Annotated in this window: 12 protein-coding genes; 4 read left to right on the forward strand and 8 right to left on the reverse strand. The window is 69.3% G+C overall.

What is annotated here, in order from left to right:
- Nucleotides 1-93: 93 nt before the first annotated feature.
- The gene (locus LSF15_RS10235; RefSeq protein ID WP_232498432.1) at nt 94-993 is read right to left on the reverse strand and encodes an oxidoreductase; all 900 of its coding nucleotides are present in this window, start codon (nt 991-993) and stop codon (nt 94-96) included.
- A gap of 92 nt (nt 994-1085) precedes the next feature.
- Here LSF15_RS10235 and LSF15_RS10240 point away from each other — a divergent pair, with 92 nt between their 5' ends.
- Nucleotides 1086-1628: a TetR/AcrR family transcriptional regulator gene (locus LSF15_RS10240; RefSeq protein ID WP_232498433.1), complete on the forward strand. Its 543-nt coding sequence runs from the start codon at nt 1086-1088 to the stop codon at nt 1626-1628.
- A gap of 9 nt (nt 1629-1637) precedes the next feature.
- Here the strand turns inward: LSF15_RS10240 and LSF15_RS10245 are convergent, their stop codons facing one another.
- Both LSF15_RS10245 and LSF15_RS10250 read right to left on the reverse strand, forming a co-directional pair.
- Nucleotides 1638-2915: an FAD-dependent oxidoreductase gene (locus LSF15_RS10245; RefSeq protein WP_232498434.1), complete on the reverse strand. Its 1278-nt coding sequence runs from the start codon at nt 2913-2915 to the stop codon at nt 1638-1640.
- Nucleotides 2916-3056: 141 nt separating this feature from the next.
- Nucleotides 3057-3689, reverse strand: coding sequence for a CGNR zinc finger domain-containing protein (locus LSF15_RS10250; RefSeq protein WP_232498435.1), 633 nt, complete (start codon nt 3687-3689; stop codon nt 3057-3059).
- Between the two features lie 64 nt (nt 3690-3753).
- Between LSF15_RS10250 and LSF15_RS10255 the strand changes: the two genes are divergently transcribed.
- A complete protein-coding gene (locus LSF15_RS10255; protein ID WP_232498436.1) occupies nt 3754-5055 on the forward strand; it encodes an MFS transporter in 1302 nt (433 codons plus the stop codon).
- Nucleotides 5056-5086: 31 nt separating this feature from the next.
- On the opposite strand, the gene LSF15_RS10260 is transcribed toward LSF15_RS10255, so the two are convergent.
- From LSF15_RS10260 to LSF15_RS10280, 5 genes are all read right to left on the reverse strand, one after another.
- On the reverse strand, nt 5087-6412 hold the full coding sequence (locus tag LSF15_RS10260) for an MFS transporter (protein WP_232498437.1): 1326 nt from the start codon (nt 6410-6412) through the stop codon (nt 5087-5089).
- Nucleotides 6409-9351 carry an alpha-mannosidase gene (locus LSF15_RS10265; protein WP_232498438.1) on the reverse strand — a complete coding sequence of 981 codons (2943 nt, stop codon included), beginning with the start codon at nt 9349-9351 and terminating at the stop codon, nt 6409-6411. Before LSF15_RS10265 ends, LSF15_RS10260 begins: the two co-directional genes overlap by 4 nt.
- A 210-nt stretch (nt 9352-9561) precedes the next feature.
- Nucleotides 9562-10119, reverse strand: a complete 558-nt coding sequence (locus LSF15_RS10270) for a DUF6036 family nucleotidyltransferase (protein ID WP_232498439.1) — start codon at nt 10117-10119, stop codon at nt 9562-9564.
- Complete coding sequence (locus LSF15_RS10275) at nt 10116-10694, reverse strand: helix-turn-helix domain-containing protein (RefSeq protein WP_232498440.1); 579 nt, start codon at nt 10692-10694, stop codon at nt 10116-10118. The genes LSF15_RS10270 and LSF15_RS10275 overlap by 4 nt, the downstream gene beginning before the upstream one ends.
- Before the next feature lie 87 nt (nt 10695-10781).
- A complete protein-coding gene (locus tag LSF15_RS10280; RefSeq protein WP_232498441.1) occupies nt 10782-11051 on the reverse strand; it encodes a hypothetical protein in 270 nt (89 codons plus the stop codon).
- A gap of 123 nt (nt 11052-11174) precedes the next feature.
- Between LSF15_RS10280 and LSF15_RS10285 the strand changes: the two genes are divergently transcribed.
- Both LSF15_RS10285 and LSF15_RS10290 read left to right on the forward strand, forming a co-directional pair.
- Complete coding sequence (locus LSF15_RS10285) at nt 11175-11840, forward strand: MerR family transcriptional regulator (protein ID WP_232498442.1); 666 nt, start codon at nt 11175-11177, stop codon at nt 11838-11840.
- Entirely contained in the window at nt 11837-12760 is a 924-nt protein-coding gene (locus LSF15_RS10290; RefSeq protein ID WP_232498443.1) for an NAD-dependent epimerase/dehydratase family protein, read from the forward strand. Before LSF15_RS10285 ends, LSF15_RS10290 begins: the two co-directional genes overlap by 4 nt.
- Nucleotides 12761-12879 lie beyond the last annotated feature (119 nt).

Raw genomic sequence — 12879 nt, forward strand, 5'->3', positions numbered from 1 at the left:
CCGGCAAGCTTCGGCCGGTCCGCGCGCTCGCGCATCAGTGTCACCCCGGAAACGCCGCGGCGGCCCGCAGCGCGGCCGCGGCCGCGGCCGACGCTACGCCGCGACTCGTTCCCCGTCGCTGGAACGACCCTCCGCGGAGTGCGCCTCGCCGGCCGCGAGATCCGCCTTGGTCGGCGCGAAGACCCGGTGGATCACAAGGTCGAAGACCCGGTCGGGCAGCATCCGCCGCAATCCGACGATGAACTTCGCGCTGAACGGGGTCGCGTAGCGGGTGCGGGGGCGACGCGCCGTCGCCGCCTTGGCGATGGTGGCGGCGACGACGTGCGGCTCGGTCGCGGCCGACGAGCGGTCGGCGGCCTCGAGGGCGCGGACGAGCGCGCGGGCCTGGGCTGCGTACGCGGTGGCGCCCGAGCGTTCGACGGCGCTGCGACGCGAGATGCCGTTCCATTCGGTGCGGATGGCGCCCGGCTGGATGACGACCACGCGGATGCCGTGCGGCTCGAGTTCGACGCGGAGCGAGTCACTGAGGCCCTCGACCGCGAACTTCGTGGAGTGGTACCAGGCGCCGAGCGGTTCGTAGATGCGCCCGCCGATCGAGGAGATGTTGACGATGGTGCCGGAGCGGCGCGCCCGCATGCCGGGCAGCACGAGCTGGGTGATGCGCGCGAGGCCGAACACGTTCACCTCGAACTGCCGGCGCGCCTCGTCGATCGGCACGTCTTCGAGGGCGCCGTACGACCCGTAGCCGGCGTTGTTGACGAGCACGTCGATGCGGCCCTGCTCGGCGGTGATGCGGTCGACCGCGGCGCGCACGGATGCGTCATCCGTCACGTCCATCGCGATGGCGTGCCCGCCGGCGTCGACGAGCGGCGTCATGCGGTCGGCCCGGCGCGCCGCGCCGTAGACGGTGAAGCCGCGGCGCAGCAGTTCGAGTGCGGTCTGTTCGCCGATGCCCGACGAGGCTCCGGTCACGAGGGCGACCTGACGTTCCATGAGATTGGTTCCTAACCGTTTGGTTACTTGCGACCTGACGAGTTTCGCACGTCGAGCGACCGAATGCAACTAACCGGTTATATACTCGACGGATGGCACGCAACGCCGACCTCACCCGAGCCCGCATCCTCGACGCGGCGACCGCCGAGTTCTCGGCGCGCGGCATCGCGGGCGCCCGCGTCGATCGCATCGCCGACGCCGCCGCCTGCAACAAAGCCCTGCTCTACTCCTACTTCGGCAACAAGGAACAGCTGTTCGACGCCGTCTTCGCCGTGCTCGTGGCCCGCCTCGTCGAGGCGCACCCGATCGACGCCGAGCACCTCGACGAGTACGCCGGCGCCCTCGTCGACTCCTACCTCGCCAACCCTGAGCTCGTGCGACTCGCCCTGTGGGACCGCCTCGAGCGAGGCGGCACCGGCATGCGCTCCCCCGATCTGCTGGCGACAGATGCCGCGAAGGTCGCCGCCATCGCCGACGCCCAGGCCTCGGGCGCCGTCTCGACCCGGTTCGCCGCCGACGAGGCCCTCGCGATCGTGACGGTGCTCGCCTCGATCCTGCCGCTCCTGCTCTCGGAGGCCCCCGACGCGCGCGTGCGCCAGGTCGTGACGACCGCGGTGGCGCGCCTGCTTGACTGAGCGTCGTCGTCAGCGCGAGGAACTCCGGCCTCGCCGGGCGAGGCGCCGGTACCGGGTCGCGCCGGCGACGCCCGCGACCGCCAGCAACGGCCGGGCCAGCTGCTGCGTCAGCGGATGCGACAGCGCCGTGACGATCCTGACCGGAGCCAGCGACTCTCGGATCGCGGGTACGGCCCACTCGTCGACCACGCCCTCGTAGCGGGCGATCGCGTCGTCCATGGCTCGATCGGCTGCGGCTCGGGAACCTCCGCCGCGAGCGTCGGCGGCGATCGCGTCGATCAGTGCGTCGGCGAGCGCCCCGGCAGAGCGGATCGCGGTCGAGCCGGCTCGCCCTCCGGTCGGCGGCATCGCGTGCACGGCATCGCCGATCGCGGTGATGCGGGATGGCGCCCACGGGAAACGCCGGCCGGTCGTGCGGGCGACGCGGAACGCGAAGGCCGCGGTGCGGTCGGGATCGGTCGCTTCGATCTGCGCCGACATCCACGGATGCCAGGTCGCGACCCGCTCGGCTGACAACCCGGCGAGGCGGGCCGGCGCGGCATCCGTCAGATCGCCCATCGCGTCGCGACGAGCGATGAGGCCCCACACCAGCGAAGGCGGACCGACCGCGTCGGCCAGCTCAGGCGGCACCGCGCCGATGCGGCGTGACGCCAGCGAGAGGAACATGGCCGTTCCTTCGTGGTCGATGGCGAGCGCGGGGCCGCGACCGAGGTAGCCCGGAAACCTCCGGTCACCGGTCAGCGGCGTCGAGCCCGCGATGCCGATCAGCCCCAGGTCGCGATCGGTGTCGGCCTGCGCGATCGAGCGGAGCGTCGGCGAGCGCGCGCCATCGGCCGCGACGACGACGTCTCCTTCGACGCGCGTACCGTCGTCGAGTACGACCGCGGCGCCGCGTGCGGAGGCCTCCGCGGCGACGACGGTCGAGGAGTACCGGACTCGCTCGTCGAGTCCTTCGGCGAGCAGGGTTCGCAGCGCGCGGCGCTGGCACAGCATGCGGTCGCGCCCCGGCGGCTCGGGTGCGATGAGAATGGGCCGCAGGCGCGCGTCGGCGATGGTGAACTGAGAGAACGTCTCCGGTCCGTCGGAGACGGCGCGGATGCGCTCGACGATCGGAGCCGGGACGTGCCGTTCGACGACGGCGACCGCCTCGGGGGTGAGCGCGATCCGGTATCCGCCGGTCTCGCCCGGAGCTGCGTCCCGCTCCACGACCGTGACATCGGCATGCGCGCGCAGGGCATGGGCGAGCACCAGGCCCCCGAGGCCCGCGCCGGAGATCACGACTCGCACCGTTCCAGCCTGAGGGCAGTCGCGTCGGATGGGAAGACGGCACGGCCCTCGTCGTGAGGGCCGGGCCGTCCCGGGTGCGGGGTCTCGAGACGCGTCGCCTGCGGCGGCGCTCCTCGACCCGCAGGGGTCATGCGGCGAGGTTCACGGTGTGACGGATGTGTCAGCGGATGCACCGGACGCCGCGTCGCGAACGCGCGCATAGTGCTCGCGAACCCGGTTGCGGTTGCCGCAGTCCGACGCGACGCACCAGCGCCGGTTGTGCCGCGGCGAGGTGTCGAGGAACACCCAGCCGCATTCGGCGTCGGAGCACTGGCCGAGCCGGTCGAGGTCGTCGCGCAGCAGCAGGTCGACCGCGGCGAGCGCGATGCGCCGTCGCGGCAGCGCGAGGTCGACGGGGAACGCCCAGGTCCACCCGTCGCGGTCGCGCTCGAGCCGCCCTGCGGCGGCGGCGGCGGCATGTTCACGCGCGACCGGTTCGCTCGAGGCTCCGTCGTAGGCCGCGTCGTAGAAGGCCTCGCGGAGCGTGAGCACCCGGCTGAGCTCGTCGGCCGCGGCGGCGGCATCCGTTTCCGCGATGCGCAATAGCTCTGCACTCGACTTCTCGTCGAGGAGCCCGAGCTGCACGGCCCAGCGCAGCACGTCCGCGTACTCGACGAAGTGCTCGATGCGTCGCTCGGGGCTGAGTCGCCACGACACGGTGTTGACCAGGTCGAGTGCAGTCGACCCCGCGACCTGCGGGTAGGTCTCACGCGAGGCGTAGGCTGCGGCATCCATACGACCATTCTAATGCGTGAATCGCGCTTTACGCATTGGGCGAAGTTGTGCCATCGTGTAACGCATGACTTCTGCTTCAACCATTAGCAGCAACGCGCGTTGGAAGCGCGAATTCGGCTCGCTCTGGACCTCGCAGGGCGCCTCAGTGCTCGGCCAGCAGATCGGCGAGCTCGCGGTGCCGCTGCTCGCCGTGCTGGTGCTGCACGCCTCCGCGGCCGAGCTCGGGCTGCTCGCGCTCGCGCGCTGGATGCCGTTCCTGCTGCTCGCACTGCCCCTCGGTGTCGTCGTCGACCGCGCCCGGCGACGGCCGCTCATCATCACGGCCGACTGGTCGCGCGCCGCGCTCTGCCTTGCGATCGCCGCCGCCGCAGTCACGGGCGTGCTCACGTTCCCCGTGCTCGTCGCGCTGGTTGCGATCATCGGATGCTTCACCGTGCTGTTCGAGGTCTCGTACCAGTCGGTCGTGCCGGGCATCGTGCCCGCAGCGCACCTCTCGTCGGCGAACGCGAGGCTCCAGGCAACCTCGGCGGCCGTGGAGATCGGCGGGCCCGGTCTCGGCGGACTGCTCGTGCAGCTGCTCACGGCACCGTTCGCGATGCTCGCCAACGTCGCCGCCTACGCGGTGTCCGCCATCGCGATCGGCCGCATCCGAACGCCCGAGGCGCCGACTGGTCGCACCGACACGTTCATCGCCGAACTGCGCGACGGATTGGGATACGTCCGGCGCGACCGCTACCTGCTGGCGAACCTCGGCTTCTCGGCGCTCTACAACCCGTTCGCGCAGTGGATCATGGTGCTCTTCACCCTGCACGCCGTGACGGCGCTCGGGCTCGACCCCGCGCAGCTCGGCCTCGTGCTCGCGATCGGCGCCGGCGGGGCGCTCGTCGGCTCGCTGCTCGCGGCTCGCGCCGTGCGGCGCTTCGGCGCAGGACGCCCCCTCCTCTGGTGCGCGGTCGTCGAGTGCGTCGTGCTGCTGCTCGTACCCGTGGCGGATGCCGCGTGGGGCGACGTGCTCGTCATCCTCATGCTCGGCGGGGTCTTCGCCGTGAACGGATTCGGCACGGCGATGTCGAGCGTGATCCTCGTCACGATCCGCCAGTTGCGCACGCCCGACCGGCTGCTCGGCCGGGTCAATGCAAGCATGCGGTGGATCACGTACGGCACGATCGCGATCGGCGCGGCGGCGGGCGGCTTCGTCGGCGAAGTCGTCGGCACGCGCACCGGGCTCGCGATCGGCGCGGCGCTCTGTCTCGTGACCGTGGTCTGGGTCGCGCTGTCGCCGCTCCCACGCATCGGCGACCCGGCCGGGCTCGCCATTGCCGAGCGCCGCGAGCCACACCGTGTTGCCGAAATGGCGGGCCCATGACGCGGTTGCGCACGAGTAGCGCAGTCGTGGCTCAGCGACCGAGGCGGTAGAACACGAACGGGATCGCCGACACCAGGCAGCTGGCGGCCGGCACCAGCGTGAGCGATGCGAAGACGGTCCACTGCATCTCGGGGGTCACCGTCACGCCGGCCTCGTAGCCGGCGAGCACGATGAATATGCCGAAGACGAGCACCGCCAGGGCGGCCATGATCTTGGACACGAACGTGAGGCTCGAGAACGAGATGCCGTCGTTGCGCATCCCGGTGCGGCGCTCGATGTCGTCCACGGCGTCAGCGATCATCGTCGCCTGCACGACGAGGAAGGTGCCGAGGGTCATCCCGGTGAGGAAGATGAACACCAGCAGCACAGCGATGTTCTCGAACCCGGCGAAGAACATCGCCGCATACAGTGCCGCGCCGATCACCGAGCTGCCGATCGCCAGGGTCTTCGCCGACATGCCCTTGAGCAGCAGCGGCGTGAGGAACGAGGCGAGCACCATGCCGATGATGATCGCCGCGCCGATGAGGGTGAACGCGCCCTCGTTGTCATAGGCGATGACGACGAACACCGCGCCGCCGGCCTGCACGATGTAGCGGCCGAAGCCGAGCACCGACCCGATCAGCACCATGAGCAGCGGGGTGTTGCGCAACAGTGTGCCGAACAGCTGCCTGAACGTGAGGCGATCCTGCACCCCTGGGGTGTGCCTCTCGCGCGTGTTGGTGAACGCGAGCAGGAACAGCCCCATGCCCAGTACCGAGACGACGCCCACCGCCAGCGACCACCCGGTGCCGGTGGTCTCGTCGCCGGTACTGAGCAGGAGCGCGAGCCACGGCATCCCGAGCGTCGCCAGCCCGAGCGCGATCCCGCCATACGCGCGCACGTTGGAGATCACGTGCATGCGGTAGTCGGATTCGGAGAACGCCGAGCCGATGAGCCCCCAGAACGGGACGTCGCACACGGTGTATGCAACGCCCCACAAGACGTAGCAGACGGCGAAGAAGACGAGCTTGCCTGTCTCAGACACGTCCGGCACGGTGAACAGCAGCGTCGACAGCACCGCGACCGGCAGGGCGGAGTAGAGGATGTACGGCCGCAGCTTGCCCCAACGCGTGCGGGTCATGTCGACCAGGCTGCCCATCACCGGGTCGGTGATCGCGTCGAAGATCTTCGCGGCGGCGATCACGGCGGTGACCACCGCCATGCCCTGCGTGCTGATATGGGCGTACTGCAACAGGTACAGGAGGATGAACGTCGTGACCGTCGTGAGGACGAGGTTCTGGCCGAACCCGGCCACGACGATCGAGATCCGCTGCGTGCGGCGGCTGGGGATCCGCGCCTCGGCGGTGCCGACGCTCACGGGCGTTCCAGCAGGATCGTCTTGATCTCGAACGGGCGGAAGCTCAGCTGCGCGAGATCCGCCGAACCGAGACGCCGCTCGATGAGGTCGGTTGCGAAGGCTCGCGCGTGCGTGATGCTGGTGCGCAACGCCGTCTGAGTCGGCCGACCGAGGCTCTCGTACAGCCGCACGACCACGCCCGAGCCGTCCTCGGCGGGCTTGACGGTCTCGACCACCACGCTCAGGTCCTCGGCCGCCACGGCGCTGTCGAAGACCACGCCGTCAGCGATCAGCAGCGGATGGTTCAGGCGGTAGGCCTCGCGCACGACCGCGGCCAGATCGTCTGGCGCGAACGGCATGAACGCGTACGTGAACCCGTGGGCGCCCCGGTCGGCGGTCTTGTCGGGGAAGGTCGGCGCCCGCAGCAGGTTGAGGCTGATGAGCCCGTTCTTCGCCCGATGCCCGTACTTGGAATCGTTGAGCAGGGCGAACCCACCGGCATCCGACCCATCATCATTCGACACCGTCGCGATCCACTTGTGGGCGCAGATCTCGAACTGCGCCTTCTCCACGGAGTCGCGCTCGGTCGTGGGGCGTGCGATGTGCCCGAACTGGATTTCGCACAGCGCCTCGGCGCCGTAGTGACGCGGGCGGAACTCGGCGCGCAGCATCCGGTGTCTCTCACGCCAGTCGACGTGCGTATCGAACCGGATGACGGGGCTGCCCGCCTCGAGCACGACGCGCTGATGCACGGTGACCTTCGGCGCACGGTACTCGTGGTGGCGGATGACGAGGGGCCCGTCGATCGAGGTGCGGTGGGAGGTGACCGCCAGCACCTGCGGTTTCGTGTCGACGTAGCCGGGGTCGATGTCCCACGCGTCGAACGGGAACTGGTACGGGTCCTGGTACACCGCGAGCCGGTTGAAACCTCCGGCCACGTGCTCGGCGCCTCCGGCGTCGACGCACGAGACGAGCTCGCCGCTGGGGTCGAAGCGCACCGTGAGCAGTCCGTTCGAGATCGTGTCGGCGGTGTGCGACAGTTCCGAGAACGAGCCGACCGGCTGCAGACGGGCGGCCGCATACGGGTCGACGTCGGCCGACCACCACCGACCGGCTACGCGGAGGTGGTCGCGCCGGGGGAAGGAGGTGAGGTTGATCGCCGACGCGCCGGCATCGCCGCGGGGCAGCTCGCCCGTCAGTCGCGCACCGATGCGGTCGAGAGCCGTCTCGATCGCGGTGTACGACTCGCGCGCTTCGCGGTTGACGCGCTCGATCGACGAGCCGGTGATGATGTCGTGGAACTGGTTCAGCAGCACGTCGCGCCACAGCGGCCCGAGTTCGACGTTCACGTCAGCGCCCGCGAGCACGGCGAGCGCCTCGACCTCGTGCAGCTTGCGTTCGGCGATGCGGTTGTGCCGCTTCGTGTGCCCGATCGTGGTGTACGCGCCCTGGTGCGTTTCCAGGTAGAGCTCGCCGGAGTGTCGCTGGGGGATGTCGCGCTTGTCGAGAGCGCGGAAGAAGGCGGATGCCGTGGACTTCTCCACCTTCGGAAGTCCACGCAACGATCCCTCGCGCCGGAGCAGTTCGTGGTGCACCTCGCCGGGTCCGCCCCCGCCGTCGCCGGCGCCGTACACCAGCAGTGCCGTCCCCAGGTCGCGCTCGGGGTACTGGTCGATGCCCTTGAGCAGGCCGTCGGGCGCGGCGCGGCTGTTGTAGTCACCTTCGGGTGGCATGTGCACGAGCACCGAAGACCCGTCGATGCCCTCCCAGTGGAACGTACGGTGCGGGAACACGTTGACGCTGTTCCACGACAGCTTGATGGTCTGGAACCAGTCCATGCCGCAGCCGCGAAGGATCTGCGGGAGGTTGCCGCTGTAGCCGAAGGTGTCGGGCAGCCAGCACAGTCGCAGGTCCTCGTCGTCGAGCCCGAACTCGTCCTTCAGGAACCCTCTGCCGACCAGAGCCTGGCGGATCAGCGACTCCCCGCTGGGCAGATTGGTGTCGGGTTCGACCCAGAACGAGCCCTGCAGTTCGATGCGGCCCTGCGCCACGGCATCCTTCACCCGCTCGAACAGCTCGGGATGACGCTCCTTCGTCCACTGCAGCTGCTGCGGCTGGCTCGTCCCGTAGATGAAGTCGTCGTAACGGTCGATCGAGTCCAGCGCCTTGACGAACGTGCGAGCGGCCTTGCGCTTGGTCTCACGGATGGGCCAAACCCACGCCATGTCGAGGTGGCCGTGCCCGACGGCGCTGTACGTGAACGCACTCGCAGAGGGCTGCGAGAGCTCTTCCGCGAGCCGCGCGCGGGCGGCTCGGGTGTCTCCCTTGGCGAACCGGGAGAACGCTTCGCCGAGCGCTGCGTGCAGGTCGGCCGCGAGCCGAGAATCACCGGTCGACTCGGCCAGGGCGAACAGCGCGAGGTAGTCGTAGTAGAGCCCGAACGCGTCGTCGTCGCGCTCGGCGAGGTGCGCGCCGAAGTACACGCCGCGCCCGACGCCGAGGAACAGGAAGCCGTTGAACGCGACGTCGGCGTACAGGTCCACCCGGCCGCTCGACAGCTCGGCATGGGGAAGCGGGCGGAACCTTCCGCCGCTGTGCGGCAGATCGCCCTGGATCCACACCGTGCTGATCGAGTCGAGCATCGTTCCGTCGGGAGAGTAGACGAGTCCCTCGCCGCGGATGCCGAGCATGACGATGGGATCTGCAGTTGCCGCCGGCACGTCTCCCGTGATGTGCAGCCACGCGCATTCGAGCGTGCGGCCGAAGCGGGCGCCGGCTCGGATCGGTTCGAATGCGCCGTGGTCGAGTTCGGCGAACCGGATCGGCTCTGGCGAGCGTACGACGTCGGCACGCAGGTCAGCGATGCTGCGGTAGACGCGGCTGCGAATCGCGCGCAGTCGCCGGCCATGGAACGGATGCTTGTCGACCAGCCCCGGCAACGTCGCCAACACCCCGAGCATCCGACCTCCCGCAGACGCGCGGCGCCCCTTTTGCCGCCCCGACCAGCCTATGTGTTGACCATGGACGGAGACGGGCGATTCCGTCACCTCGAAGGTGACCTCGCGTGCCGCAAGGCGAGCGGCGGATGCCCCCAGCATGAGCCGCACAATCCGCTCGAGCTGCGGCTGGTCGAGCGAGGGGGCGCCGACGCCGGTCGCATAGCTGCCGCTTCAGCCCTTGCGGCGGCGCTTGCTCGGCCGGTATGCCTCCTTGATGACGCTCTCGGCGTACCAGAGATACGACGCGCGGCCATCGGGGAGCTCGACCGCATCTTCGCCGTATTCCTGGTATGCGATATCGACCAGCATGGCCGGGTCCGTGATTCCGAGGTGCTTGACGAGAATGCCAAGGTCGACGAAGTCCTTGTCGCGCCCCGCCGACATCTTCATGGCGATGAGCTCGCGCTCGGAGGCTATGAAGATGGATACCGGCTCATCGGAAGGATCTCCTGCGACGCGGAGCCAGCCCTGGCCGGCCTCGTTCAGCCATCGGGCTGTGAGCCCGAGGTCCGCAGCCATCTCGGCGACGACCGCTTCGACCTCGTCGGCCGGTTCGATGAGCGCATCGATGTCGCGCGTGACGCGCACATCCGGGTCGTCAGGGTAGCGCAGCAGCATGGCTGCACCCCCGGCGACCCGGATGGTGCCGTGGACTCCTCGGTCGCTGAGACGCCGAGCGAGCTCTTCGAGGAGTTCGCGGACAGATTGGGCGTCGAAATCGTGCTTCATCTTGTCGAGAGCGAGTTGGCATCGATGTAGATATTCAGCTCGCGCAGGCGATCAGGGGTGGACGTTTTCGCCTTCTCGCGGAGCGGCGGGAAACGGGACACGTACCATCGCCGGCCGAGTTTGGCCGCGGTTGCCCACTCGGGTCGGCGTTCCTCGGGGATGGCGTCCCCATAAACCGCCCGGAACAACTGCTCCCAGCGGGCATCCTTGATCTGCGAAGGACGTGAACGCAATTCTGCATCCGTGAACTTGCCAGGCTCGTCTTTCAGCACTGAGGCGGCGTGGCTGATCAGCCGCAACGCGTAACTCCCATCGTCTTCGTCGAGGGCATCGTTGACCTGGTCGGTGACGGCTTCAGGGGTGTAGGCGGCGTATGGCGAGTTGGGGCTCGCAGCGATGCTGAGCCGCCTTCCCATCGCCCCAAGAGCCCGCTCGAGCGTGTCGAGCTTGATGCGCCCTTCCCGTTCCGAGCGTTCCAGCTGAGGAATCGCACCGACGGTGACGCCAAGGCGCTCAGCGAGGTCAGCCCCGGTCAGCCCGAGCTCCGCTCGCGTGGTACGGATCAGATCAGACATACTTCAATATTAGCTTCAGCTATGTATCTTGCAAACAAGGTCTCCATAGTGCAATTGCTGGGCCCCCCGGGAGCGGCCGGCCGCTCCTTACACACGCGCGAGAATCTCGGCCGTCACCTCGAAGGCGACCTCGCGCGCCGATCGGCGAGCGGCGGATGCCCCGAGCATGAGCCGCACGATCTGCTCGAGCTGCGGCTGGTCGAGCTTCTGGAACAGCACGATCTCGTCGATGCGGTTCAGGAACTCGGGCCGCATGGCCTCACGCACCTTGCCCATGACGCGGTTGCGCACGGGTAGCGGGGGTGACGGGCGCCGGTGCTCGACCCGCCAGCCCATGACGTTGGCGACGTCGATCACGACGACGAGCGCGGTCCGGATGTCGCGGGGCGGGCCGTCCGCCGATCATGGCACCTTCTGCACCGAGCAAGCCCCGAGGTTCCGCACTGGTAGTAGTACTATCGATAGTGCTACTATCAGCGCATGCGGATCTCCGAACTCAGCCGGCGAAGCGGCGCTCCCGTCTCGACCCTGAAGTACTACCTGCGTGAGGGGCTGGTGCACGAGGGCGATCGCCTGAGTGGCAACCAGACCGATTACGACGAATCCCATGTGCAACGCGTGCGCCTCGTGCGCGCCCTGCTCGAGACGGGTGGGTTGTCGATCGCCGCCGCGAAGCGGGTGCTCACGACGCTCGACGCCGAGGACAGCTCGATCGCCCACACGTTCGCGGCCGCGCAGCACGCGATGACCGACGGTCGCGCGCACGGCGACGTATCCGAGACCTCGCGAGCACGGGTGGCCGCACTCGCCGACGCACAGGGCTGGCGCACGTCGCCCGACAATCCGGGATTCGGCGTCGCGGCGCGTGTGCTCGACGACTTCTCGGCGATCGGCTTCGAGCCGTCCGACTCGTACCTCGGCGCGTACGCCTCGGCGGCCGACCAGATCGCACGGGCCGATCTCTCGGCCCTGATCGGCCGCGAAAGCCCCGAGCTCACCGCCGAGTTGATGGTCGTCGGCACCGTGGTGGGCGACGCGCTCATCGCGGGGCTCCGGCGTCTCGCCCACCAGGAGGCGACGGCCGAGCTGTTCCCCACCTCCGACGCAGCGAGCCCGCACACCACGCAACGAAAGGATCTGCCATGACCACCCACGTCGTCCTCGGGGGCAACGGCGTCGTCGGACGCGAGACGATCGCGGCCCTCCGCGCCGGCGACCATGAGGTGCGGGCGGTGTCGCGCACGCCCTCGCGGTCGGAGCCGGGCATCACCCGGGTCGCGGCCGACCTCCGCGATGCGACATCCGCGACCGACGCACTGCGTGGCGCCGACGTCGCCTACCTCACGGTCGGCCTGCCCTACTCGACCACGGTGTGGCGGCGAGATTGGCCGGTCATCGTGCGCAACGCGATCGACGGATGCCTCGCGGCCGGCGCCCACCTCGTGTACTTCGACAACGTCTACGCGTACGGCCGCACCGACGCACCGATGACCGCGTCGACGCCGATCAGGCCGACGAGCCGCAAGGGCGCGCTGCGTGCTGAACTGCTTCGCATGCTCGATGCCGCCCGCGACGAACACGGGCTGGAGGTCACCGTGGGTCGGTCAGCCGACTTCTACGGCCCCGGGGCGGCGACGAGTGCGTTCAACTTGTTCGCGATCGACCGCGCCGATGCCGGCAAGCCGCCGATGTGGTTGTTCGACGCGAACCAGCCCCACTCGATGACCTATACACCCGATGTCGGCGCGGGACTGGCGGTACTGGGTACCGACGACCGTGCGCGCGGGCTCACGTGGCACCTCCCGACCGCGCCCGCCCTGACGGGCGAACAGTACCTCGCCCTCGTGTCGGGTGGCCGACTCGCGCACCGCACCATGTCACACGGCATGATGCGGTTGGGCGGGCTGTTCGCGAGCACTGCCCGCGAAACGCTCGAGATGGACTACCAGTACACGTCGCCCTATCGCTTCGACTCGACGGCATTCGAGCGCACGTTCGACGTCGCACCGACGCCGTACACCGAGGGCATCGCGAGGTCGTTGGGATACGCCGCGGCGAAGGTGTGACGCTGGTTCAGGTGGCGGCGCGAGTGGATCGCATCGACGCGTGGCGCCCGGTAATCGGAGCGAAGCCGCAGACTCCTGGTATTTCTCTCACGCGAGCAGGGCAAGTGACGCGGGTTGCG

This window comes from Agromyces humatus, from assembly GCF_021228295.1.
Classification (GTDB): Bacteria; Actinomycetota; Actinomycetes; order Actinomycetales; family Microbacteriaceae; genus Agromyces; species Agromyces humatus.

What these genes read in the sequence shown, in the direction of transcription:
- LSF15_RS10235 (WP_232498432.1), bottom strand. Translation starts at nt 993, where the DNA reads ATGGAACGTCAGGTCGCCCTCGTGACCGGAGCCTCGTCGGGCATCGGC.
- LSF15_RS10240 (WP_232498433.1), top strand. Translation starts at nt 1,086, where the DNA reads ATGGCACGCAACGCCGACCTCACCCGAGCCCGCATCCTCGACGCGGCG.
- LSF15_RS10250 (WP_232498435.1), bottom strand. Translation starts at nt 3,689, where the DNA reads ATGGATGCCGCAGCCTACGCCTCGCGTGAGACCTACCCGCAGGTCGCG.
- LSF15_RS10255 (WP_232498436.1), top strand. Translation starts at nt 3,754, where the DNA reads ATGACTTCTGCTTCAACCATTAGCAGCAACGCGCGTTGGAAGCGCGAA.
- LSF15_RS10265 (WP_232498438.1), bottom strand. Translation starts at nt 9,351, where the DNA reads ATGCTCGGGGTGTTGGCGACGTTGCCGGGGCTGGTCGACAAGCATCCG.
- LSF15_RS10270 (WP_232498439.1), bottom strand. Translation starts at nt 10,119, where the DNA reads ATGAAGCACGATTTCGACGCCCAATCTGTCCGCGAACTCCTCGAAGAG.
- LSF15_RS10275 (WP_232498440.1), bottom strand. Translation starts at nt 10,694, where the DNA reads ATGTCTGATCTGATCCGTACCACGCGAGCGGAGCTCGGGCTGACCGGG.
- LSF15_RS10285 (WP_232498442.1), top strand. Translation starts at nt 11,175, where the DNA reads ATGCGGATCTCCGAACTCAGCCGGCGAAGCGGCGCTCCCGTCTCGACC.
- LSF15_RS10290 (WP_232498443.1), top strand. Translation starts at nt 11,837, where the DNA reads ATGACCACCCACGTCGTCCTCGGGGGCAACGGCGTCGTCGGACGCGAG.